This is a genomic window from Paenibacillus ginsengarvi, assembly GCF_003626695.1.
Classification (GTDB): Bacteria; Bacillota; Bacilli; order Paenibacillales; family NBRC-103111; genus Paenibacillus_AB; species Paenibacillus_AB ginsengarvi.
The window spans coordinates 106685-130010 of the sequence record NZ_RBAH01000007.1 but is presented as its reverse complement, the minus strand read 5'-3'; the positions used below and the strand labels follow the sequence as shown (position 1 = coordinate 130010).

The following is a 23326-nucleotide window of genomic DNA, read 5'->3' as shown; positions in this document are numbered from 1 at the left end:
CAGGGGAGGAACATTAGGTGATTACGGAACTGACCATACGCAATTTGGCTGTAATCGAACAGGTAACCGTTTCGTTTCGAAACGGTTTTTCGGTTTTAACCGGGGAAACCGGTGCCGGTAAATCGATCATTATCGATGCACTCGGACTTATAGCCGGAGGCCGGGGATCTGCGGAGCTGGTCCGCTACGGCTGCGAGAAGGCGGAGATCGAGGCGCAGTTCGACATTCATCCCGGACACCCTTTAACCCGCGTACTGGAGAGGATCGGTGTGGAAGCTTGCGAGGGCGACCCGGTCATTATCCGCCGCGAGATGACTGCTCACGGCAAAAGCACGAGCCGGATCAACGGCCAACTCGTTACGCTGGCGATGCTGCGTGAAGTCGGCGAATGCCTCGTCAACATTCACGGCCAGCACGAGCATCAGTCCTTGATGAAAGCGGACAGCCATCTGCAATGGCTTGATCTGTTCGAAGCCGATCGTATAATGCCGGTAAGGAATCAGTTCGAGCTGGCCTATGACCGATACGCGCAGCTCAAGAAGGAATTGAAGCATTTGCAGGAGACGAGCAAGCAAGCGTTCCAAATGGCCGACCTGTACCGGTTTCAAATTGAAGAAATCGGCTCCGCCCGATTAAAAATCGGAGAGGATGAATCATTATTGGAAGAAAAGCGCAAGCTAGCTAATGCAGAGAAATTGTATCAGAACGTGGCGGATTCGTATGACGCTTTGTACGGCTCCAAAGGCATTGCGACGATTTCGAAAGCGGTTCAGCGCGTTTCGGATATCGCGGCTGTGGATTCGGCGACGCTCGGACCTTTGCTGGAGCAAATGCAATCGGCATATTATCAATTGGAAGACGCGGCTTTTCAGCTTCGCTCGTATCGGGACGCCATCGAATTTAATCCGCAGCGGCTGGAGGAAATCGAAGACCGGCTGACGGTAATCGGGGCGCTGCGGCGCAAATACGGGGATAATCTGGCGGAGATTATTGCGTACGGGCAGCGAATCGAGCAGGAGCTGTCGCTGATCGAGAACAAGGACGAGACGATTAAGCGGCTGGAGCAGTCGCTTGAGCGCGAGCAGCAGGAGCTTATGAAGATCGGCTCCAAGCTGACGGAGCTGCGGCGTGATGCGGCCAAGCGGTTATCGAGCGGCATTGAGGCGGAACTTAAAGCGCTGCATATGGAACGGACCCGCTTCGACGTCAGCTTTACCCGATCGGGAAGCGAACGTCTCGCTGGCGACGTCTCGTTTTCGAGAAGCGGCTTGGACGATGTGGAGTTTCTGATTTCGGCGAATCCCGGCGAGCCGCTTCGTCCGCTGGCGAAAATCGCTTCGGGCGGCGAAATGTCCCGGGTTATGCTGGCGATGAAATCGATCTTTGCCCGCGTCGATCAAATTCCGGTTCTCGTGTTCGACGAAGTCGATACCGGTGTCAGCGGACGGGCCGCCCAAGCGATTGCGGAGAAAATGTCGGAGCTGTCGCGGTACTGCCAGGTGTTTTCGATCACTCATTTGCCGCAGGTGGCTTGTATGGCGGATTCCCATTATTTGATCCAGAAAAGCGTTCAGGGCGACCGGACGTTTACTTCCGTCGAAGATGTGCGCGATGCCGATCGCGTACGCGAGCTGGCCCGGATGCTGGGCGGGGTGGAAGTAACGGAAACGACGCTGAGTCATGCGAAGGAAATGATCCAATTGGCGCATGAAAAGAAAATGAACGCCAAAGTGTGAAACAAACCGCATTCCGTGGCATCTTTATTCAGTTATAAAAGATCTGGGGCACGGTTACCTTATAGGTACGCAATTGGCGATCACCGCTAAAGTCAGGCAGCTATGCGTAAAGGAGCGTGACCAGGGTTGAATTCCGGCAAAAGAAAAAGATTGATGGGACTCATTCTCGTCTTCTTCGTTTGTTTGGGCTGTTTTTCCACTCCTTTTCAAAGCTTCGCGTCGTTCCCGGGCGAAATTCGCTTGTTTTCGGGCCAAGGCAGGCAGCTGAACTTATCGATGCCAGTACATGCTGAGGTAACGGTAAACCCGGAGGTTGTCAAAGTAAACGGCAATGCCACGCATTCGTTTCAAGTCGATCTGAACCGCCCGATATCGCTCGAATCCGGGCATAGCGGTAAAACGGAGATGCAGTTGCGGCTATTCGGCAAAATTCCGCTCAAAACCGTAAAAGTGAGCGTGATGCCGGATTTGAAAGTGATTCCCGGCGGTCAGACGATCGGCGTCAAAATCAAGTCGGACGGCATTATGGTCGTAGGCCACCATCTGGTGAGCGTGGCTGACAACAAGAAGTCGTCTCCTGGCGAGGAAGCGAAAATTCAAGTTGGCGATCTGATTCAGGAATTCGACGGCACGTACATTAACGATGTTACGAAGGTAGCCAGTATTGTCAAAAAAGCGGGCGAGCAGCAAACGCCGATCAAGCTTAAAATTCGCCGCAACGAGCAGCAAATTCAGACCGAAATCACCCCAGCATTCGATACGGTGGACAAAACTTACCGGCTCGGCTTGTACATTCGCGATTCGGCCGCCGGCGTAGGCACGTTGACTTTTTACGCTCCCGATCAAGGCGTCTATGGCGCTCTGGGACATGTCATTACCGATATGGACACGCAAACCCCGATTTCCGTAGGCGAAGGCCAAATCGTCCATTCGACGGTTACTTCGATTGCGAAAAGCCAAAACGGCGAACCCGGCGAGAAGCGCGCCAATTTTTTCAACGAAAGTAAAGTGCTCGGCAATATCGTCAAAAACACGTCGTTTGGCATATTCGGCAAAATGTTCGATTCGCCGGAGCACAGCCTGGTGAAGGAGGCGATTCCGGTCGCCTTCGCGGAGGAGGTCAAGGAAGGTCCGGCTCATATTTACACGGTCGTTTCCGGACAAAAGGTTGAGAAATTCGATATCGAGGTCGTACACGTCTCGAAGCAGGACTTTCCGGCAACTAAGGGAATGGTCATCAAAATTACCGATCCGCGGCTTCTCGAGAAAACAGGCGGTATTGTGCAGGGCATGAGCGGCAGCCCGATTATCCAGAACGGTAAAGTGATCGGTGCGGTGACCCACGTATTCGTCAACGATCCGACATCCGGATACGGCTGCTTCATCGAGTGGATGCTGCAGGATGCCGGCGTCATCATCAATCCGAAAGAACAACAAAATCTTAAGGCCGGTTAAGGGGCCTTAAGATTTTTTCTGTTTTTGTCGAAACGTACAAGAAAGTAAGGAAAAATATTTATTATAGATGATTTCTAAAAAAAATAAAAGAAAAAAATTTTTCGACAGAAGGAAATTCATTCTCATTGTCGAAAATATCTAATAGTGAAATGATAACCCATCACTTTTTGTTCCATTGAGGAGGAAATGATGTTGCAAAAGATCGAAGTGTTATTGGCTGACGACAACCGAGAATTTACAAACCTTCTTTCGGAATTTATTTCCGAGCAAGACGATATGGTAGTAGCAGGCGTAGCATATAACGGCAACGAAGTGTTGTCTTATATCGAACAAAACAACAAAGCGCCGGACGTCCTCATTCTCGATATCATCATGCCGCACCTCGACGGCCTCGGCGTACTCGAAAAGCTGCGCGAGTTAAACCTGAACCCACAACCGAAAATTATAATGCTCACCGCGTTCGGACAAGAAAACATTACGCAAAAAGCGGTCCAACTGGGAGCATCCTATTACATACTCAAGCCGTTTGACATGGAAATTTTGACGAACCGGATTCGTCAGCTCGTATCGAATGGAAGCAGCAGCCCAATGACCTCGCATATCACCTCCAAGCCGAACGTCGTTCCGATCTCCAAGGGCCGCAATCTCGATGCGAACATTACGAGCATCATACATGAAATCGGCGTTCCTGCGCATATTAAAGGGTATCAGTATTTGCGGGAAGCCATAACAATGGTGTACAACAACATCGAAATTCTCGGCGCGATTACGAAGACGCTGTACCCGGCTATTGCCGAAAAGTACAAAACGACACCATCCCGCGTCGAACGCGCCATCCGCCACGCGATCGAAGTCGCCTGGACGCGCGGCAACATCGACAGCATTAGCCACCTGTTCGGCTACACGATCAATATCTCGAAGTCGAAGCCGACAAATAGCGAATTTATCGCCATGGTGGCGGATAAACTGCGGATCGAGCATAAGGTGTCTTGAAAGGGTAAGGAGTAGTGGGTTTGAAGTATGTTTTTATGATCAATATGTACGGTTCATAGTACAAATTCTACTCCTTTATTGGGTTGCAAAAACAATCTGATAAAGGAGTGTTTTTATTGACCGGCTATTATCATCAACTCGATGCAATGAAAAGGCGATTTCACGAGGAGGTATTCATGAGGAATATATTAAATTTTATCGTTACATTAGTAGTCTTTTGGGTAGGCAGTCAGTACTTTAATCAGTATATAGCAATTGCAGACACAAAGACGCTGATCATTGCATCTATTCTAATGTTCGTTATAAGTTTTTTATTTAGTCTTGCCGTGGTATTTTCAGTAATGCTTATAACTGTTGGGATTGGCTGTCTAACTACACCAGCTTTAATCCTCGCCTCAGTAGTATTGACGCCGATTAAACTTTGGCTGCTTGATAAATACCTGAACGGATTTGAAGTTCATGGATTCTGGACTTATGTAATCCTTACTATTGTTCTTAGTATATTCACGGTAAAAGTGAAATCAAAACGTGATGACTGAAATTCAGCAAGTCAAGGCCGACCATAACGAGGAAGGCTGCGGATAAGCTGCGGATTGAGGTAAGATGTCGTGAATGGGGAAGGAGTAAAGGCTAGAAAAGCTAAAAACTCTACATTAGAGTATCTTATTTTTCTAGAAAATCGTAGTTTATAAGAATAGAATGCTTTTGGAACTGTTAAATCCGGTGTATCCCTCTCGATGCACAATTTTCCACCAATATAAGAGGCGCAAAAGGCTGCTATAGCCCCGTATCTCCAATCCCGGATGGATTAAGGGGCTCTAAGGACTTCTATTGTTCAAACTGCGTAGTGCCATAAGCGAGCTGCCATCTCCACCGGAGTGCAGCGGCCTAGTCACGTCTCCTTCCGCCGCACCCGAACCGGGGCCAATCCCCAATACTGACTGTAGACGCGCGAAAAATGACTGGCGTCCTGGAATCCGCTATAGGAGGCGGCTTCGTATACCCTCATACCGGCCTCGAGCAGCGCTTTTGCGCGCAGCATGCGCTGCTGAAGCACGTAGTCGGAGAAGGGGAGGCCGATTTCTCGCTTGAACAGTCTGCTTAAATAGACGGGATGCAGGCCCGTCCGGTCTGCAAACTCTTGGAGCGACAGCTTTTTGTGCAGCTCCTTTTTCACTTGGGCGACGATCTCGCGCAGGATCGGGTGCCGGACGGATTCGATCGACTTTTTCGCGGCGGCGAGCACTTCGCCTGCCAACTTGGTAAGCAGCGCCAGCGCTTGTTCCGCCGTTTGCGTATCGGTATGTGAAAGCGGGTTGGCCAGGTCCGCGCCAAATGCGTCCCCGAGGCTCCAGCCGCGCCGTTCGGCGTGGCGGAGAAGCAGCAGGCAGCCGTCCAGCAACCGGACTCGCCAATTGTCGTCGGACGAACCGTTAGGTTTCCCGCTGTTCCACCAGACGTTCAGCGCGGCCTCGACCTCTGCCTGAACACAGGTGTCGAGAGCGATATGCAGCCACTCCGCCGAGTCATGATGCGTTTCTTGCGCGACTGCATCAGGAGACGAATAGGCACCTGATGGGTCCGGCTTAACGCCATGCTGCTTCTGCTCATCTTGCTCGGTAAAGCGGAGAGACAGCTCGATCAAGACCGGCTCGTCCGCTTCCGCCGCTTCCTCCGCATACAGCCGAATCGTGCCTGCCAGCCTGTCGTATTTCCAGCCGGATTCGGGGTTTCTTCGGGCGGTGGCGGGTGTCTGCTCCGCATAGCGTTGACCGTTCAGACGAAGGAAGGCCGGCTTATTTTCCGTATGCACAACGACCTCGTAGCTGCGACGTCCCGTCATGCCCTCGTAGGTCCCTCTTCGCCGCCAAATGCGCACAACGATCCGGGTCTCGTCCGCCTCGCATCGAATGCGCGTTTCCGCTATGCTTCCTTCCTCATACCGAAAGGTGATGCCGTCGTCTTCGTAGATGGCGGATTCGCTGGGCCCGTCGGGGTAAACGTGCAGGATGAGCCGTTCGGCACCCGACGGTTCAATGTATTCCATATCCGGCCGCATCGGGATGATCGCCCCGGCACGAACGAACAAGGGCCCTCCCGCTTGCTCCGGAACCCGGTAAGCGATCGTTGCCGGACCTTCGTACCGATCTCCCGTCCAATAATCGATCCAGCACCCTTTCGGCAAGTAAACGTTCTCGGTAAAGACGCCAACAAGCAAATGGTCGCCAAGCATATATTGAGTGAACAAATTCCTGCACTGCTCGTCGTCCGGAAACGAGAGCGGCATAGCCCGGGCGATCGGCATTCCCGTATTCGCGGCTGTGTGGGCGGCGGAATACAAGTAGGGAAGCAGCCGGTAGCGCAAACGCGCATACAGGCGAAACAGAGCGCGCTGTTTCTCTTCCAGAAAACAGGGGTGACGGAAATGTCTCCCCGAGTTGTTCTGTGCCCAGGGCATCAGAAAGCTGGCATGGATGCCTTCCGGCTCCTCCACATGCATATGAATCGCCGTATGCGCATGGCCGGAGAGACCCGAGTTAAGCGCAGAGATGACAGCGGTCGTCCGCTGGCCGTATTTGCCGCATTCGGTAGCCGTATATTGCTGCATGCCCGTATACCCGACCACCGTGTGGATCATCGGCCGTTTGCCGGTCTGCCTGACATAGCCTTCCTGCATTTGTTTGCCGAGTACGACCGGATACAGGTTGTGCATCTCGTTATCCGTCATGCCGTTCGCCCAGCTTCGTTCCGGGTGGGGGGCCGTTTGATTGGCGCTCGGAATTTTGAAGGCGTCGACTCCTTCGTCGACGAACGTACGAAGCTGATCGAACCACGCCTTGGCGGCTCCAGCTTCCGCGTCCTGCGGTTCGCAACCTGCGTTTGTTTCCTCGTGGGCGGTCAGATCGTAATCGCAGGAAAGCATCAAGCTGAGCTTGAAGCCGTGTCGGTGCAACGTATCGATAAAGGCGGTCGGCTCCTGACGGCTGGACGAAATGACGAACCGCCGGAAGTCCCATTGTCTGTTGCCCGCTTCGTCCGGCTCCTCTGCCATCCAGCCGTCGGATAGGCCGATCAGATCGCACGGAATGCCTTCCTGGCGAAATTTGAGTGCATCTTCGACAATTTGCCGTCCGCCCGATTCGACACTGCAAAAGTAGTGGAGGCCGTACGCCCAGATCGGAAGCAGGCGAGGTCTGCCGGCAATGGCCGTATACCGGTTCAGCAGCTCGGCATAGTCGTTTCCTTGGAACAAATAAAAATCCAGCTCGCCTTCCGGGCCCTCTATGTCAATGTGACCGTTATCTTCACTTTCACGGCCGCCAACACTGTTTATATGAATGGAATGCTTCCAAGTCGTATTCATCATGATGGCCCAGCCCCGGCTGCTCATCACGAACGGAATCGGCGAATGAAAGTGGGTTCCCGCCACCCACATCTCCACCTTTTGTCCGCTTCGTTCGATCCCATCCGGCGCAACGTCCCCGAGCCCGTACAAAGCCTCCCCGGACATCGCAGCGAGGCAGATTCCGAATCCGCCGGAGCGGTCGGAGCGGGGTACAGTTGCCGTACGCACGATTTCCCGGCCATTCCCGGCGTTCCAGCGAAACTGCCCGTTCTGCCGATCGATCAGCAGCTCCGCCTGATCCGTGCGAATCGCTATGATCGCGTTATTCTGCTCGGTGCTGAACGGACACAGCTCTTCTGGCTGTCGTACAATCCCATAACGGATCAGTGCCTGCTCGGGGAATACGCCGGTATCGTTCAGGCGGACCCGAAACGTATGAGGATTCACCGGGCTCACGCACATCCAGCCGCCTAAACCGAGCCGGAATGGAAAGCCGCTCATGTGCCGGTTCAATCGTACCATCTCCTTTTCGCTACCATCATATCATGGACGCTTTCGGGTGGGTATAGCCTATAGGTTAAAAATCGTCATGAAATGATGAATAAATGGTTATGAACAGCAATGAAAATGTCATCGCGGTTACGTATACGGTTTTGGCGCTTTTTGTTACGCTGTAGTACGAAAGCATCATTAGTTTTCACGCACTGAAAGGAGCAGACAGAAATGTCTTATCGGTTTGCGGTGATTGGCTGTCGCCACGGCCATATACGGAGCTTTATCAAAGAAATGCTGGACAAAGGCCATACTTGCGCCGGCATTTACGATGCCGAGGATTGGAAGCTGGCCCGGCAATGTGTGGAGCTCTATAACGTTCCGCTCGTGGATCACGTGGAAGAACTGCTTGTGCCGTCGGTGCATATCATCGGATCGTCGGCGGTCAACAATGAGAAAATCGATATCATCGAAGCGTGCGAGCGTGGAGGCCAGCACATTGTGCTGGATAAGCCTGCGGTCACGGACGGGGATGGCCTTCGGCGGCTGGAAGCCGTGATGGAGCGGGGCCGCATACAGATAGGTCTCATGCTTCCGAAGCGGTTCTGGGGAACGATGACGGCGCTGAAACGCGAAATCGACGCAGGAGCGATCGGCGACATCGTCCATCTCTATATCACAAGCCCGCACAAGCTGTTGCCGGCTACACGGGATGCGTGGCATTTTTCCAAAAAACGCAATGGCGGCGTATTGATCGATCTGCTTATTCACGATATGGATGTGCTGCGCTGGCTGACGGGCAAGGAAATCGTGATGACCCAGAGCGTGATGTCCAAAACGATATTGCCCGAATACCCGGACTTTTACGATACGGCTGCCGTTCAGGTTATGATGGACGACGGCACGACGGCTCAGGTTCATGCGGACTGGCATACTCCCGCTACTAACAAGGACGGGCGTTTCAGCCGAATCGTGATCGCGGGAACGGAAGGTTATGCGGAGTATGGCGTCGTTTACGATGCCAAGCAAGGGAAAAACGCAACCTACGCCCGCATCACTCGAGGAGACGGAGACGACCCGGATGGCACGTTCCTGAAGCCGGACGCCGAAACGGCATCGGCGGTAAGCGATTTTCTAGATCGGGTGGACGGCAAGCAGGGGCTGTTTACGCATGTAGACATTCTCGCCGCCAGCAGGGCGACTATTGAGGCGGACGAGAGCGCGGTTATACGAAACCGTTTCGATTTCAAACACTAAGGAGCTTTAACAGCTCTCAAAAAGGGAGAACTAAGCGAATGAACAAGAAAAAAGATCCATCGAGCGTAGGAGCCGCCGTCATCGGTCTTGGGCGCGGACGTACTCATGTGAAGGCGATTCTGAAAGCCCAGGGAGCGGAGCTGATCGCAGTATGCGACAAAAACCAGGCTGCGGCAGATAAGTTTGCCGAGGAGTTCGGCGCGGATGCCTATACGGATTTAAGCGAAATGCTGAAACGGGACGATATCGATCTCGTTCACGTATGTACCCCGAGCGGGCTTCATACGGAGATGCTGCTGCAAATCGCCGAAGCGGGGAAACATGCGATTACCGAGAAGCCGCTCGACATTACGCTGGAGCGGATCGACAGTGCTATTGAAGCTTTTGCAAGCCGGGGTTTGCATTTGGGGTGTATTTTCCAAATCAGGCTCATGCCCGCCATCCAGGAAATGAAGAAGGCTGTCGATGCCGGACGGCTAGGTACGCCCGTGCTCGCCAATGCGCATGTGAAATGGTTCAGGACCCAGGAGTATTACGAGCAAAACGGCGGCTGGAGAGGCACCTGGGCATGGGACGGAGGCGGTTCGCTGATGAACCAGGCCGTTCATACGATCGACCTGCTTCAGTGGATGATGGGGCCGGTTCAGTCCGTTGTAGGCCATGCAAAGGTGAGCGCGCATCAGATCGAAACGGAGGATCTGGGAGTGGCGCTCGTCAAATTTGCTAGCGGAGCGGTCGGAACGATCGTCGGCACGACGGCGGCGTATCCGGGCTTCGGCTCGTCGCTGGAGCTATTCGGCTCCGACGGCGGAATCGCCATGAAGGAAAATCTGATCACCGATTGGAAAATTCGCGGAGACCAGATGGCTGAAGAAGAAGCCGATATGCGGAAACGGTTCGGCGAGTTGTCCGAAGCCAAAGCGGCGCTGCAAGCGGATACGACCGACAAGCAGATTCAGGATATGATCGATGCGGTGCGTTTCAATCGTCCGCCGATGATTACCGGCCGGGAAGGGCGCGATGCGGTGGAAATTGTACTTGCCATCTACGAATCGTCCCGAACGGGGAAAGAAATTTTTTTGCCTGCGAAAAAATAATCGTTCCGATTATCGACTAAGATAAACAACGATCGACATCTTTTTGGAACGAAAAGCCGTGTTTTTGTTGGTTTGTACAAACCAGCGAAGGCGCGGCTTTTGTATGTATGGGTTTTGCTCCAATTCGGACAGGTTCAAAAAAGCGATTACAGGAAATGTCGAGGCGTTTGACGCTTTATTTTCTGGTATAAAATGTAAAAATGATAGGAATAGTTCGGAAAAACGGGGATGTTGTCGGGGGGGAGGGAGCGGACTCGAATGCTGACCGGGGGATTAGCCGGATTAGGCGGAAACGTGAACGATCGTGTCCGAAGTTCACAAAATATAAAATGACCCTTGACAAGAAGTGACAAACACCGACCAGCTGTTCGTATTATAATGAAGCCTGTAGAAAAAGAAAACGATGTAAAACGATACAAAAAGAATATTTACGAAAGAGGATTGAAAAAACATGAACGCGGTGTTAATGGAAGAATCCGAGGCGATCGAGCAGCTTCGCGGCGACCTGGTGGCGCTTGCCATGGAGAAAGGCACTTTTGCGGACAATACCGTCCTCAAGATGAGTCAGCAGCTTGATGAGTTTTTGGTCCAATTCATTAAAATGCAGCAGGAGTGTAAACAACCATAACGTGCAAGTGAGGATAGCGCTACAACCTTCCGGTTGCCTTACGGAAGGTTTTTTTACGTTAAAAAATGTAATTCGGTAAGGCGTTAAATCGAAAATTACAAGGTTGTGCATTTTTCCTTTGGTGCATGGGCAAGACGTTCTTGGATCAAACTACATGTTAACGATACAATATTAAGTCGCACATGGAGGGGGCGGGTCATGCGTATTAATAATGTGCGTGCGGCAGCCGTTATGGAAGGGGTTGTCAGAGCCGACCGGAATACGAAGCGGCTGCTTCGCCATATTCGCCGCGGGGAGATCGCCCTGATCTGCCATGATGATCTGGACGAGCCGGCTGCCGAAGGGCTGCTTCGGTCCGGGGTCAAAGCGGTGATCAATAGCGGCAGGACGATGACGAGCGCCTTTCCCCATGATGGTCCGCTACTGCTGCTGCGGGAAGGAATACCGATTTATGAGATCGATGAAAGCAGCTTTGAACTGCTGCAAGACGGAGAGCGGATTCGGATTCGCGACGGCACGTTGACGGGCCTTCATGCCGAGCTCGTCTGTTATCCGTTCGGGTATGAGGAGTGGGAGCGGTTGAAGCGGACGGGAGAGCGGATGTATCCGCTGACGCTGCTTGGCTTTGCCGAAAACACTCTGCACTATGCGGCGAATGAGCTGAATTCACTGACTCGCCCTCTAACACTGCCGGAATTAAACAATCCGTTAGAAACGCGCGATGTGCTGGTCGTATCGAGGGGAAGCGGCTGTAGGGAAGATTTGGCCGCGCTGCGGCATTATATCCGAAGCGCGAAGCCGGTGCTTGTCGGAGTCGACGGGGGAGCGGACGTACTCGTCTCGCAGGGGTATGTGCCGGATCTGATTATCGGCGATATGGACAGCGTATCGGATCAGACGCTGCGCGTCGGCGCTCAATTGCTCGTTCACGCTTACCCGGACGGCTGGGCGCCCGGGCTGGAGCGAATCCGGCAGCTCGGTCTTGCCTCCGATACTGTGGCGGCCCCCGGCACTAGCGAGGATCTGGCGCTGCGTCTTTCCTACGAACAAGGTGCGGCGAGAATCGTCATCGTCGGATCGCACAGTGAGCCTATCGATTTTTTGAAGAAAGGCCGGGCCGGGATGGCCAGTACGCTGCTTGTTCGCATGCTGGTCGGCCATAAGCTCATAGACGCCAAAGGCGCCAGCTTATGGGGATCGAAAAAATCGCAACTGCATAAGTTTGCAGCGATCGTGGAAGGAGGGGCGTTATGGCGGACGAGTCCGTATCGATAGTCGTTCCGGCCTGGAACGAGGAGAACACGATAGGAGCCACGCTGGAGGCGCTTCACCGGATTCGCGGCAAAACGAGTCATCCGCTCTGGAGCGAACTGATCGTCGTCGATGACGGCAGTACCGATCTCACGGCCGAGCGGGCCTCCCGCTGGGCGACGGTTGTCATCGAGCATGAGCGCAGGCTTGGCAAAGGGGCGGCGATGCGCTCCGGCTGGATGCGGGCGAAGGGGGATATCGTGTTGTTTGCCGACGCTGACCTGGAGCATTCGGCCGAACATTTGGCGGGATTACTGGAGCCGGTACGCCGGGGTGAAGCGGATATGGCAGTTGCCCGGTTCGAGCAACCGTCCGCCCGCGGCGGCTTTGGACTGGCGAAGCGTTTTGCCGGGAACGGTATTTACCGGATGACGGGTTTGAGGTTTGAAGCCCCCCTATCCGGCCAACGCGCGGTGCGCAGCGAGCTGCTAAGGAAGATGAGGCATGTGCCCGTAGGCTTCGGCATCGAGGTGGGGCTCACGATCGATGCAGCCCGTCTCGGATACCGCATTTGCGAAGTCCCGCTTCCGCTTTGTCACCGCGAGATGGGAAAGTCGCTCAGCGGCTTTTGGCATCGCGGCGGACAGATGGTCGCTATCGCCCAAACGATGCTGAGACGATGGAGCAGGTCCGCGCCATGATTGCAACAATTTTATTGTTTTTGCTGCTTGCGGCTGCAGCCAGGGTCGCGCTTCCGGTTACGCTGCGTTTTTTGCGCGAACACCGGATGACCGGAAGAAATTATGCAGGCGACGAGATTCCCGTCGGGTCCGGTGCGGTCGTGGCGATTACGCTCGTGCTGTTTTATACGGCAGTAAGCTTTCTGTCCGGCACGGGTCATTTAGGCTACGAGTCGGTCTATCCTTTTTTGCGGGGCAGTATCCCGGGGCTCCTTCTTGTCTATGCGGTCGGCCTGCTGGACGATTGTGTCGGAGAAAGGACGGTTAAAGGCATCTCCGGTCATTGGAAAAGATGGAGGCAGACGGGGACGCCGTCGACGGGCATCATAAAAACGGCCGGAATCATACTGGCGGCGCTGTGGGTCGCGATGTTTAGCAGCGAATTTTGGGCGGAGGCACTTTTCGATTGGATTACGATAGCGCTGGCGGCGAATGCTTTGAATTTGCTCGATGTTAGGCCGGGAAGGGCCTGGAAAAGCTTTTATTGCGCAGCGGCGGTCATCGCGGCGGCAAATCCGGCCGCTATTCTGTACACGTGGCTGCTGCCCGGGGTTGCGGGAGGAACCGCTTTGCTAGCGGGCGATCTGAGGGGAAAACATATGCTGGGAGACAGCGGAGCGAACGTACTTGGCTTTATGCTGGGCTGCTCGCTCGTATACGCGGCGCCCTTCTGGCTGCAGGCGGTTGCTTTTGCTTTGCTTGCAGCCATGCACAGGACGGCGGAACGCAGCTCGATCTCGGCTTGGATCGAGCGTCACAAATGGGTCCAATGGCTCGACCGTTTCGGTCGCGTCTAGGACCGCTTTTTTTTTGCCCGGAAGCGCGGAGCGACGTAGTTCCGTTTGCGGTCGCGGAAAAAGATCCAGCCGCCGATGAATGTAATGCCGGCAGCGAAGAGGATGAAGCCGAAAATCATTTTGCCCCACAGAATGTGCGGATTTTCGTCCTCCGGTCCGAATTGGGCGAAGAACGAGTCCTTCATCGCCAAAAAACCGTAAGTGGCGGCGCCGCCGGGAATGATGAGCAGCAGGATGGCAATAAACCTTTGAACCTTCTCTTTCATAGACGGACCCTCTCTTGTTGAAGTTGAACGAACCATCTTCAGGGAATAGGCTGAGTGCAATGGAAAAATGGAATGGCCTCGCAGTGAGTTTTGGCTTGGAGTTCTATCTGACCGAAGGCCAATTAATCCAGGAACTCCAAACAAGATGTTTGAAGCGGCGAGGTATTCCAGTTTGGAATGGAACGGACTTCCAAAACATTCGTTCAACTTAAATAGAATTGCCAAATCTTCATTCTATAATCTTATCTCGAATTGTATTTGATGTCTAATTTCGTTTTGGTACAATAAAGGCAATCGCTTTAAGGCGGGACAAGCGGCAAGTTTTCTACTAGCGGGGAGGAACGGTAAAGTGTCCATTACATATGATCTGGTAGTACTCGGCGGAGGTATAGGCGGTTATTCGGCGGCGATCCGCGCGGCGCAGCTTGGCAAGAAGGTAGCCCTGGTCGAGCGGGACAAGCTCGGAGGGACGTGCTTGCACAAGGGCTGCATCCCGAGCAAGGCGCTTCTGCGCAGCGCCGAGGTGTACGCAACCTTGAAGCGCGCGGACGAGTTCGGCGTTGTCGCAGGCGAGGTTTCGTTCGATTTTGCAAAGGCGCAGTCGCGCAAGCTGGCTATCGTGGAGCAGCTCCATAAGGGGCTGCAATTTTTAATGAAAAAGCATGAGATCGACGTATATCGCGGTGAAGGCCGCGTCATCGGCCCTTCGATTTTTTCGCCGCGGAGCGGTTCGGTTTCCGTTGAATTTGACAACGGGGAAGGCGAGACGCTTGTGCCGTCGCAGCTTGTCATCGCAACGGGCTCGCGCCCCGGCATGCTGCCCGGGCTGGAGGCGGACGGCCATCGCATCATGACGAGCGATCATGCGCTTGAGATGGAAGTGCTGCCTAACTCTATCGTCATCGTCGGCGGAGGCGTTATCGGCGTGGAATGGGCGACCATGCTTCAAGAGTTCGGCGTACAAGTGACGATCGTCGAGGCTGCGAAAAAGCTGCTGCCGTCCGAGGATGAAGACGTGTCGAGAGAGCTGGAGCGGCTGTTCAAGAAACGGGGCATCCGGGTACTGACCGGCTCGAAGCTGATTACGGATTCGGTCGAGAAAAGCGAAAGCGGCGTTCGTTTGACGGTTGAAACCGGCAAAGGCGAGGAAACGTTAGAGGCGGAAACGATGCTCGTTTCCGTCGGGCGGATTGCGAATGTCGAAGGGATCGGACTGGAAAATACGGACATCCGCATCGAGAAGGGCGTTATTAAGGTCAACGAGCATATGCAAACGACCGAGCCGCATATTTATGCTGTCGGCGATGTAAACGGCGGACTTATGCTCGCCCATGCCGCAGGCCATGAAGGCATTGCGGCTGCCGAACACGCCTGCGGCAAAGCTTCGCATCCTCATGCGGTTCATCTCATACCGCGCTGCGTCTACACGCGTCCGGAAGTCGCGTCCGTCGGCTTGACCGAATCCGAGGCAACTGCGCTCGGGCACGAAACGAAGACGGCCAAGTTTCCGTTTAAGCCGCTCGGCAAAGCTCTTGTCTACGGCGAGAACGACGGCTTCGTCAAGGTGGTGGCGGACAAGCATACGAACGACCTGCTCGGCGTGTTTATTATCGGCCCGCATGCGACGGAGCTGATCTCCGAGGCGGCGCTGGCGAAGCTGCTGGATGCGACGCCGTGGGAAGTCGGCAGCTCGATCCATCCGCACCCTACGCTATCCGAAGCGCTCGGCGAGGCGATGCTTGCCGTGGACGGGCTGTCGATCAGCGTATAACGATTCGGAATGCGAACAAATTGTAATCCCGCGCAAAAGCGATTATAATAAAGTTATAAGGTCAACTCTTAAGACCAGATACTAAAGATTTCCCCATAAAGTGAAGAGAAGCTTCGAAGTGTATTCCGATTAGCTGCAACTCATTCGATAAATCCGGCCAGCGAGATGCAAGCCGTCTCCACCTAGGCCGACAAGGAGGCTAGAGCCCATGTCCATCGGTCAATTGACGAAGCACAAGCAACTTGGCCTTAACGACGAACAAGCGCTCGAGATGTACAAGTTTATGCTGCTGGCACGGAAGTATGACGAGCGCGCACTGCTGCTCCAGCGTGCGGGCAAAATCAACTTTCACGTTTCCGGCATCGGACAGGAGGCGGCCCAAGTCGGAGCGGCGTTTGCGCTTGACCGGGAACGTGATTATTATTTGCCTTATTACCGTGATTACGGATTCGTCTTGTCGGTCGGGATGACGACCAAAGAGCTGATGCTGTCGCTATTCGCCAAAGCCAGCGATCCGAACAGCGGCGGACGGCAGATGCCTGGGCATTTTTCGCATCGCAAGCTGCGGATCGTGACCGGCTCCTCTCCCGTAACGACCCAAGTGCCGCATGCCGTAGGCATCGCTCTGGCGGCCAAAATGAAAGGCGAATCGTTAGCCACCTTCGTTACGTTCGGAGACGGCTCGAGCAATCAAGGCGACTTCCACGAAGGCTGCAATTTTGCCGGAGTACACAAGTTGCCTGTCATCCTGATGTGTGAAAACAACCAATACGCCATATCGGTTCCGATTCACCGCCAAGTGGCCGGCTCGATCGCCGACCGGGCGATCGGTTACGGCTTCCCGGGCATCAAGGTTGACGGGAACGACGTGCTGGAAGTATTCCGCGTCGTCAAGGAAGCCCGCGAGCGGGCGATCCGCGGCGAAGGTCCGACCTTGATCGAGGCCGTCACGTACCGGCTGTCCCCGCACTCTACGTCGGACAACGATCTGGCTTACCGGACGAAAGAGGAGATCGACCTGCACCGCGGCAAGGATGCGATACCGCGCTACAAGGAGTATTTGATCGCGAGCGGCATCTGGAACGAAGAGGAAGACGTGCTGCTGCACCAGCGGCTCGCTGCTGAGATCAAGGAAGCGACCGAATTCGGGGAGAAAGCGCCTTTCCCGGATGAGCAGGATCTGTATCGTTTTGTGTATGCGGAAGAGGAGGGGCAATAACCGATGGCTGTCATCAATTATTTGACCGCAATTCGCGAGGCGATGCGCGAAGAGATGGCGCGCGACGACAATGTATTCGTGCTCGGCGAAGACGTTGGCTACAAGGGCGGCGTGTTCACCGCCACGCAAGGGCTGATCGAGCAGTTCGGCGAGCAGCGCGTTCTCGACACGCCGCTGGCGGAGTCGGCGATTGCCGGCGTGGCAATCGGAGCGGCGATGTACGGCATGCGTCCGATTGCGGAGATGCAGTACGCGGACTTTATGCTGCCGGCGACGAACCAGATTATCAGCGAAGCGGCGAAAATCCGTTACCGCTCCAACAATGACTGGACCTGCCCTGTTGTCATACGCTCGCCTATCGGCGGCGGTATTAAAGGCGGTTTGTACCATTCCCAGTGTACGGAAGCGATTTTTTTCGGCACGCCGGGTCTCAAGATCGTATTTCCGTCTACGCCGTACGATGCAAAGGGATTGCTCAAGGCGTCGATTCGCGATGCCGATCCGGTGCTTTACTTCGAACACAAAAAAATATATCAGCTCGCCGAGGGCGAAGTGCCGGATGACGATTACATCGTACCGATCGGCAAGGCCGATGTGAAGCGAGACGGGGACGATATTACCGTCATCACGTACGGGCTGCCGGTGCATTTCGCGCTGGAGGCGGCCGCCGAGCTGGCAAAGGAAAACATCAGCTCGCTCGTGCTCGACCTGCGCACGATTCAGCCGCTGGACAAGGAAGCGATTCTCGAAGCCGCAGCCAAAACCGGCAAAGTGCTCATCATCCACGAGGACAACAAAACGGGCGGCGTCGGGGCGGAAGTGTCCGCGATCATCTCGGAGGAGCTGCTGTACGACCTGGATGCGCCGATTAAACGGCTGTGCAGTCCGGACGTTCCGGCGATGCCGATCAGCCCTGTCCTCGAGAAGCACTATATGCTGAACAAGGATAAAGTGAAAGAAGCGATGAGAGATCTCGCGCTGTATTAAAATGAAAGCATAGACGTGCAGCGATAACGTTCGACGTTCTTTTAAATAAACAGGCACAGGCTCGAAGCATAATTGCTGCGAGCCCTTTTCTCCGGGAGGGTATATGGAAATGAAAGGAACGAAGGCGCAGGGTACCGAGATTATTATCCCCCAGCTCGCGGAATCGCTCGTTTCGGCAACGATCAGCAAATGGCTGAAAAAGCCGGGCGATTACGTGGAGCAATACGAACCTATATGCGAGCTGATTACGGAAAAGGTGAATGCGGAGCTTCCTTCGACGGTGGAGGGGACGCTGCTCGAGCTGCTGGCCGAGGAGGGCGACACCATCCCGGTTGGCGGAGCGGTCGCGATCATCCTGGAAGCAGGCTCGGAAAGCACCGCTGCCGCACCCGCCGACCAGCAGGCGGACGTACCCGCTCAGGCCCATACGGATAAGGCTGCCATCGCCGCATCTACGGACGAAGGCATGCGGAACCGATATTCGCCCGCCGTACAGCAGCTCGCGGCGGATAACGGCATCGACCTCCGTTCCATTGCCGGAACGGGGCTTGGCGGACGCGTAACGCGCAAGGACGTGCTGCGCGCGCTGGAAGAAGGAGTAAACGAGCGGGCGTCCGCAAGTCCGAAAGCGGCTGCTCCCGCTAACATCGCGGTACAACCGGGTTCGCTTCCGGTATCGCCCGAAGTGCCTAAAGTGCCGGTGCGTTCAACCGGACTTCATCTGTCCGAGGAGCCGCCGATTCCGAAAATCGAGGTGGAGTCGGGCAAGGACGACGGACGCGGGGAAACGATCATCGACGTCACGCCGATCCGCAATACGATCGCCACCCGGATGCGCCAAAGCGTTGCGGAAATTCCGCACGCCTGGACGATGATCGAGGTCGACGTAACCAATCTCGTCTTGCTTCGCAACAAGATTAAGGACGAGTTCATGAAGAAGGAAGGCGTCAACCTGACGTACCTCGCGTTTATGCTGAAGGCGGTCGTGAATGCGATCAAAGACTATCCGATTATGAACTCGGTATGGGCGGTCGACAAAATTATTATTAAGCGGGACATTAACATCTCGTTGTCGGTCGGCACGGAAGATTCGGTCATTACGCCGGTGATCAAAAAAGCCGATCAAAAAAATATCGCCGGTCTCGCGAGGGAGATCGACGAATTGTCGCGCAAGGCGCGTACGGGCAAGCTGAAGCTCGACGATGTGCAGGGCGGCACGATTACGGTCAACAACACAGGATCGTTCGGCTCCATTTTATCTTATCCGATCATTAACTATCCGCAGGCGGTCAATCTGACGTTCGAGCAGATCGTAAAACGGCCGGTCGTCATCAACGACATGATCGCGGTCCGGTGGATGGCGAACATCTGCCTGTCGCTCGACCATCGCATCCTGGACGGGGTCATCTGCGGAAGATTTTTGCAGCGGGTCAAACAAAATTTGGAAAGCTACAGTACGGAAACGAAGCTGTATTAAGGCGACACAGCCGCGAGGCAGGCCGTTTGTTCGCAGCTCCTTAACTGAACAAAACGGAAACAGAGTACAGGATAACGGAAGAAAGCATGGCGAACAGCATTAGATAAACCATGACTTTGACGAATGTTTTGCTGAACAACGGTCTCAACTCCTCGAATCAGGTTATTTCGCAAGCGATAAGGACATACCTGTATTGTACCTTAAGCGCGATCAAAAAAATATCGGGTCTATCATTTTTTTGATCGCGCAAGAATCCATGTCCGGGAGGAAAGCATGATGATAGAGCAAAATCGGTTAGTCGAGCAATTTTTGCAGTTGGTGAAGATCGACAGCGAAACAAAGCATGAGCAGGAAATCTCGGGCGTGTTAAAAACGCTGTTCGGCGGTCTCGGGCTGTCCGTGTTCGAGGACGATACGGCGGCGGTGACCGGTCACGGGGCGGGCAATCTGATCTTTACGCTGGACGCGACCCCGGGCCAAGAGTTGGTTCCGGTGCTTCTGTTTACTTGCCACATGGATACGGTAACGCCGGGCAAAGGCATCAAGCCGCGAGTGGATAACGACGGCTACATACGCAGCGACGGCACGACGATCCTCGGCAGCGACGATAAAGCCGGGATTGCAGCGATGATCGAGGCGATTCAAGTGCTGAAGAAAGAAGCGATTCCGCACGGCAAGCTGCTGTTCGTCATTACCGCAGGCGAGGAATCGGGTCTGCTCGGCTCCAGGGCGATGGCCCAAAATCCGCCGAAAGAGCTGCAGGCGAAGTATGGCTATGCGCTCGACTCCAACGGCAAAGTGGGACAAATCGCCGTAGCCGCGCCAACACAGGCCCGCATCCAGATTACGATCAAAGGCCGCTCGGCTCATGCAGGGGTCAACCCGGAGGACGGCATCAGCGCGATTCAGGTGGCAAGCAAGGCCATTTCCCGCATGCCGCTTGGCCGGATCGATTTCGAGACAACCGCCAATATCGGCAGCTTTGCCGGCGGCGGGGCGACGAATATCGTATGCGAGCGGGTTGATATCGCGGCCGAAGCGAGAAGCCTGGAGCAAGCGAAGCTGGATCGCCAACTGGAGGCGATGAAGCGCGCTTGCGAATCGGCGACCGAGGAGATGGGCGCGAAGCTGGAATTCCATAGCGAGATCATCTATCCCGCTTACAAGTACGACGAAACGGCTCCGGTCGTGAAGCTGGCGATGAAGGCGATCGAGTCGATCGGACGCACCGGCTCCACGTTCCATACGGGCGGCGGCAGCGACGCCAATATGTTCAACGGCATGGGCATTCCGACCGTAAACCTCGCTGTCGGCTACGAGAACATTCATACGACGGAGGAGCAAATGCCGATCTCGGAGCTGGTAGCCGTGTCCGAGCTTGTGGTAGCCATCGTCAAAGAGGCCGCAAAGGAGTAATAACCCCGATTCGCTAAGAGCCAGCTCAGCCATGCAGCCGAGTAACACAATCTCTAGACTATGGATTCAGTAAAGTGCCTCCAAGACCGCTTATATGGCGGCTGGGGGCTTTTTTCTTTTTCATTTGAGCTTCACGGTTCGATCGCTGGTTTCTATACACCGGAGCCTGTGTTACAGTAAGGATGGAAACAATAGGAATGGATTATAGGCGGGAGCATAGGGGGAAGAGCCAGTCATGCAGGAATCACTCCAAACGGACGATGTGCTCGATTGGACCGACAATCGGCCTTTATGCGCCGGGATCGCCGCTCGGCGATGGGGGGAGCGGCGGACATGAACGAAGAGCGGCAAATCTCAAATTTGCTGGTGTACAAGGACGGATCGCGGCTGATCGTTTCCCGCAAATACGACTCCGCAAACGATCTATGGATCGTGATGGATCATTACGGCTCGAATCGGCTGATCGGTTTTCTCGAATGGCGGCTCGCTCCGAACGCGGGAGCCGAGCCGGACCCGGATTTTGGCCGACCGTCGATCGGATGCCAGGGGGAAGGGTCCGATTGGATTGGTCCCTATATCGTGGAAGCGGCGGAGGGCTCGGCGGATTGCCGAAGAACGTTTACCGGGGGCAATCATGCTTTCGACGGCAATACCGGCGGCACGACTACGGCCGTAACTTCACGCTGCGATGTTTATGCCGACGAAGCGGACATTGCCGAGCGAACAGCCATAAGCGTTGACACGGTAACGCTGCGGACCGTCAATGAAGTGCAAGGGTTTAACACGAAGCTGGAAGACGGATCGGGACGTGCCGTACTGAGGGAAACGGTAACGTATACGTTCGTTGCGGATTCGGTTCGGATTCATAACCGGATCGAAATGCTCGAAGACGTTACGATGCACCGGTATTACGGACTGCAAACCGTCAACCGTTTCTGGAACGGCAGCGTGCAATACGGGAGTGCGGGGATCGCTTATGGCGAAACTTATCCGGTGAACGGCGAAAGTGATTCGGGGACGGGAGCGCATACCAGGAAAACGGACCGGGTTCGCGTCGTCTCCGCCGACCGGTTGCATGCGCTGGAAGCTTGCCTCGACCGGAGCTCCGGATTGGGCCGGGCGAAGTACGTGTCCGGCGAGCTGCCGATCGCCTTCTCTAAAGTGTACGGGAAATCGTACTTCAATCTGATTCACGGACCTGTTCCGCATTTTCGGGCCGGCGATACGCTGGAATGGTCCGGAGCTTACCGGTTTTTCCGCACGGACGTGTAGGCCTATATTACATTTTTGGAGGGTACGATGAGCGAGCAGAACAGATTGACGTATGCCGGCGCGGGAATCAATATCGACGATACGGACGAAGTGAAGCAGAAGATGGCCAAAAGTCTGGAAACAAACGACGGACGAGTGCTGAACTCGCTGGGCGCCTTTGCCTCGCTGTTTGATTTCAAGTTTCCGGAATACGAGCATCCCATTCTCGTCATGAAGACGGAGGAGCCGGGATCGAAGCAAAAACTGGCCGTTCAGCACGGTCGCGTACGCTCGGTTTGCTACGATATGATCAACCACCTGATCAACGATATTATCGTCATGGGCGCGAAGCCGCTCGCCGTTCAGGACGCGATCATATGCGGCTCGGTCGAGAAGGAAACGATCGCCGAAATCGTGGACGCGGTAGCTGCCGCTTGCAGGGAGCAGGACTGCGTGCTGACCGGCGGCGAAACGTCGATTCAGCCCGGCGTGTTGGAACCGGGAACGTTTATCCTTACCTCCAGCATCGTCGGGGTTGTCGACAAAGCAAACATTGTAGACGGTTCGGCGATCTGCAAGGGCGACGTCATAATCGCCGTTGCATCGAACGGCGTACATACGAATGGGTATACGCTGGTCCGTGCGATTATGGACCAAAGCCCCGGCATTATGGAACGGCCCGTAGTGGGAGAAAGCTTCCTGGATGCGATCATGAAGCCGCACTTATGCTACTACAAGGCGCTGCGGGGACTGTTCGGAAGCCGCGGGCTGCACGGGATGGCGCATATTACGGGAGGCGGGATCGTGGGCAATTTGAACCGGGTTATCCCGGACGGACTCGACGCCTCGGTCGATTTGTCCGCCATTCGCGTATTGCCGGTGTTCAAGCTGCTCCGCGAAGCGGGACAAGTTGAGGAGCGGGAGATGCTGCGCACCTTTAATCTCGGCGTCGGGATGGTTCTGGTGGTCAGCCCGGATACGGCGGAGCAGACGATAGAGCACCTTAGAGCAAACGGTATGGAGTCTTATGCGATCGGCGAAGTGACGGACGGGGACAAGCGGGTCGTATACCGCAATCGTTTGAACTGGGAGTAGTGCAGGATCGTGGAAATTAGCGGTAAGCCGATAGTGATAATTCGGCTGCCGC

19 protein-coding genes are annotated in these 23326 nt (G+C 54.7%); 17 read left to right on the top strand and 2 right to left on the bottom strand.

All coding sequences use genetic code 11. The annotated features are described in order from the left end of the window. Nucleotides 1-17 precede the first annotated feature (17 nt). From recN to D7M11_RS11860, 4 genes are all read left to right on the top strand, one after another. Nucleotides 18-1736, top strand: a complete 1719-nt coding sequence (gene recN, locus D7M11_RS11875; protein ID WP_120747429.1) for a DNA repair protein RecN — start codon at nucleotides 18-20, stop codon at nucleotides 1734-1736. Between the two features lie 126 nt (nucleotides 1737-1862). Continuing rightward, the gene (spoIVB, locus tag D7M11_RS11870; RefSeq protein WP_240041062.1) at nucleotides 1863-3191 is read left to right on the top strand and encodes a SpoIVB peptidase; all 1329 of its coding nucleotides are present in this window, start codon (nucleotides 1863-1865) and stop codon (nucleotides 3189-3191) included. 192 nt (nucleotides 3192-3383) lie between these two features. After that, entirely contained in the window at nucleotides 3384-4184 is an 801-nt protein-coding gene (spo0A, locus tag D7M11_RS11865) for a sporulation transcription factor Spo0A (protein WP_120747565.1), read from the top strand. A 176-nt stretch (nucleotides 4185-4360) separates the two neighbouring features. Beyond that, nucleotides 4361-4723: a phage holin family protein gene (locus D7M11_RS11860; protein ID WP_158606565.1), complete on the top strand. Its 363-nt coding sequence runs from the start codon at nucleotides 4361-4363 to the stop codon at nucleotides 4721-4723. A gap of 353 nt (nucleotides 4724-5076) precedes the next feature. Here D7M11_RS11860 and D7M11_RS11855 read toward each other — a convergent pair whose 3' ends face one another. Then, complete coding sequence (locus D7M11_RS11855; RefSeq protein ID WP_158606564.1) at nucleotides 5077-8043, bottom strand: TIM-barrel domain-containing protein; 2967 nt, start codon at nucleotides 8041-8043, stop codon at nucleotides 5077-5079. Nucleotides 8044-8253: 210 nt separating this feature from the next. On the opposite strand from D7M11_RS11855, the gene D7M11_RS11850 reads away from it, so the two are divergent. The 6 genes from D7M11_RS11850 to D7M11_RS11825 all read left to right on the top strand — a co-directional run bounded on the left by D7M11_RS11850 (nucleotide 8254) and on the right by D7M11_RS11825 (nucleotide 13792). After that, complete coding sequence (locus tag D7M11_RS11850; RefSeq protein WP_120747426.1) at nucleotides 8254-9279, top strand: Gfo/Idh/MocA family protein; 1026 nt, start codon at nucleotides 8254-8256, stop codon at nucleotides 9277-9279. A 38-nt stretch (nucleotides 9280-9317) separates the two neighbouring features. Further along, the gene (locus D7M11_RS11845; RefSeq protein ID WP_120747425.1) at nucleotides 9318-10376 is read left to right on the top strand and encodes a Gfo/Idh/MocA family protein; all 1059 of its coding nucleotides are present in this window, start codon (nucleotides 9318-9320) and stop codon (nucleotides 10374-10376) included. Between the two features lie 451 nt (nucleotides 10377-10827). Continuing rightward, on the top strand, nucleotides 10828-11004 hold the full coding sequence (locus D7M11_RS11840; RefSeq protein WP_120747424.1) for an aspartyl-phosphate phosphatase Spo0E family protein: 177 nt from the start codon (nucleotides 10828-10830) through the stop codon (nucleotides 11002-11004). A 198-nt stretch (nucleotides 11005-11202) separates the two neighbouring features. Next, nucleotides 11203-12279, top strand: coding sequence for a putative cytokinetic ring protein SteA (steA, locus tag D7M11_RS11835; RefSeq protein WP_120747423.1), 1077 nt, complete (start codon nucleotides 11203-11205; stop codon nucleotides 12277-12279). Then, the gene (locus D7M11_RS11830) at nucleotides 12255-12956 is read left to right on the top strand and encodes a glycosyltransferase family 2 protein (protein WP_120747422.1); all 702 of its coding nucleotides are present in this window, start codon (nucleotides 12255-12257) and stop codon (nucleotides 12954-12956) included. The genes steA and D7M11_RS11830 overlap by 25 nt, the downstream gene beginning before the upstream one ends. Beyond that, nucleotides 12953-13792, top strand: a complete 840-nt coding sequence (locus tag D7M11_RS11825; RefSeq protein WP_158606563.1) for a hypothetical protein — start codon at nucleotides 12953-12955, stop codon at nucleotides 13790-13792. The genes D7M11_RS11830 and D7M11_RS11825 overlap by 4 nt, the downstream gene beginning before the upstream one ends. Here D7M11_RS11825 and D7M11_RS11820 read toward each other — a convergent pair. After that, nucleotides 13789-14058: a DUF2627 domain-containing protein gene (locus D7M11_RS11820; protein ID WP_120747420.1), complete on the bottom strand. Its 270-nt coding sequence runs from the start codon at nucleotides 14056-14058 to the stop codon at nucleotides 13789-13791. The two genes, D7M11_RS11825 and D7M11_RS11820, sit on opposite strands and share 4 nt — an antisense overlap. A gap of 349 nt (nucleotides 14059-14407) precedes the next feature. Between D7M11_RS11820 and lpdA the strand changes: the two genes are divergently transcribed. The 7 genes from lpdA (at nucleotide 14408) to purM (ending at nucleotide 23274) form a co-directional block, all read left to right on the top strand. Then, nucleotides 14408-15829: a dihydrolipoyl dehydrogenase gene (gene lpdA / locus D7M11_RS11815; RefSeq protein WP_120747419.1), complete on the top strand. Its 1422-nt coding sequence runs from the start codon at nucleotides 14408-14410 to the stop codon at nucleotides 15827-15829. 208 nt (nucleotides 15830-16037) lie between these two features. After that, nucleotides 16038-17048, top strand: coding sequence for a thiamine pyrophosphate-dependent dehydrogenase E1 component subunit alpha (locus D7M11_RS11810; RefSeq protein ID WP_120747418.1), 1011 nt, complete (start codon nucleotides 16038-16040; stop codon nucleotides 17046-17048). 3 nt (nucleotides 17049-17051) lie between these two features. After that, the gene (locus D7M11_RS11805; RefSeq protein WP_120747417.1) at nucleotides 17052-18035 is read left to right on the top strand and encodes an alpha-ketoacid dehydrogenase subunit beta; all 984 of its coding nucleotides are present in this window, start codon (nucleotides 17052-17054) and stop codon (nucleotides 18033-18035) included. A gap of 109 nt (nucleotides 18036-18144) precedes the next feature. After that, a complete protein-coding gene (locus D7M11_RS11800; RefSeq protein WP_120747416.1) occupies nucleotides 18145-19512 on the top strand; it encodes a dihydrolipoamide acetyltransferase family protein in 1368 nt (455 codons plus the stop codon). A 276-nt stretch (nucleotides 19513-19788) separates the two neighbouring features. Continuing rightward, a complete protein-coding gene (locus D7M11_RS11795; RefSeq protein ID WP_120747415.1) occupies nucleotides 19789-20928 on the top strand; it encodes a M20/M25/M40 family metallo-hydrolase in 1140 nt (379 codons plus the stop codon). 270 nt (nucleotides 20929-21198) lie between these two features. Further along, complete coding sequence (locus D7M11_RS11790; RefSeq protein WP_147433422.1) at nucleotides 21199-22200, top strand: hypothetical protein; 1002 nt, start codon at nucleotides 21199-21201, stop codon at nucleotides 22198-22200. A 27-nt stretch (nucleotides 22201-22227) separates the two neighbouring features. After that, the gene (gene purM / locus D7M11_RS11785) at nucleotides 22228-23274 is read left to right on the top strand and encodes a phosphoribosylformylglycinamidine cyclo-ligase (protein WP_120747413.1); all 1047 of its coding nucleotides are present in this window, start codon (nucleotides 22228-22230) and stop codon (nucleotides 23272-23274) included. The last annotated feature ends 52 nt before the right edge of the window (nucleotides 23275-23326 follow it).

Coding starts and splice junctions, on each gene's coding strand:
- steA (WP_120747423.1), top strand. CDS start 11,203: ATGCGTATTAATAATGTGCGTGCGGCAGCCGTTATGGAAGGGGTTGTC.
- D7M11_RS11825 (WP_158606563.1), top strand. CDS start 12,953: ATGATTGCAACAATTTTATTGTTTTTGCTGCTTGCGGCTGCAGCCAGG.
- D7M11_RS11860 (WP_158606565.1), top strand. CDS start 4,361: ATGAGGAATATATTAAATTTTATCGTTACATTAGTAGTCTTTTGGGTA.
- D7M11_RS11845 (WP_120747425.1), top strand. CDS start 9,318: ATGAACAAGAAAAAAGATCCATCGAGCGTAGGAGCCGCCGTCATCGGT.
- D7M11_RS11840 (WP_120747424.1), top strand. CDS start 10,828: ATGAACGCGGTGTTAATGGAAGAATCCGAGGCGATCGAGCAGCTTCGC.
- D7M11_RS11805 (WP_120747417.1), top strand. CDS start 17,052: ATGGCTGTCATCAATTATTTGACCGCAATTCGCGAGGCGATGCGCGAA.
- D7M11_RS11800 (WP_120747416.1), top strand. CDS start 18,145: ATGAAAGGAACGAAGGCGCAGGGTACCGAGATTATTATCCCCCAGCTC.
- D7M11_RS11820 (WP_120747420.1), bottom strand. CDS start 14,058: ATGAAAGAGAAGGTTCAAAGGTTTATTGCCATCCTGCTGCTCATCATT.
- purM (WP_120747413.1), top strand. CDS start 22,228: ATGAGCGAGCAGAACAGATTGACGTATGCCGGCGCGGGAATCAATATC.
- D7M11_RS11850 (WP_120747426.1), top strand. CDS start 8,254: ATGTCTTATCGGTTTGCGGTGATTGGCTGTCGCCACGGCCATATACGG.
- D7M11_RS11795 (WP_120747415.1), top strand. CDS start 19,789: ATGATAGAGCAAAATCGGTTAGTCGAGCAATTTTTGCAGTTGGTGAAG.
- D7M11_RS11810 (WP_120747418.1), top strand. CDS start 16,038: ATGTCCATCGGTCAATTGACGAAGCACAAGCAACTTGGCCTTAACGAC.
- D7M11_RS11830 (WP_120747422.1), top strand. CDS start 12,255: ATGGCGGACGAGTCCGTATCGATAGTCGTTCCGGCCTGGAACGAGGAG.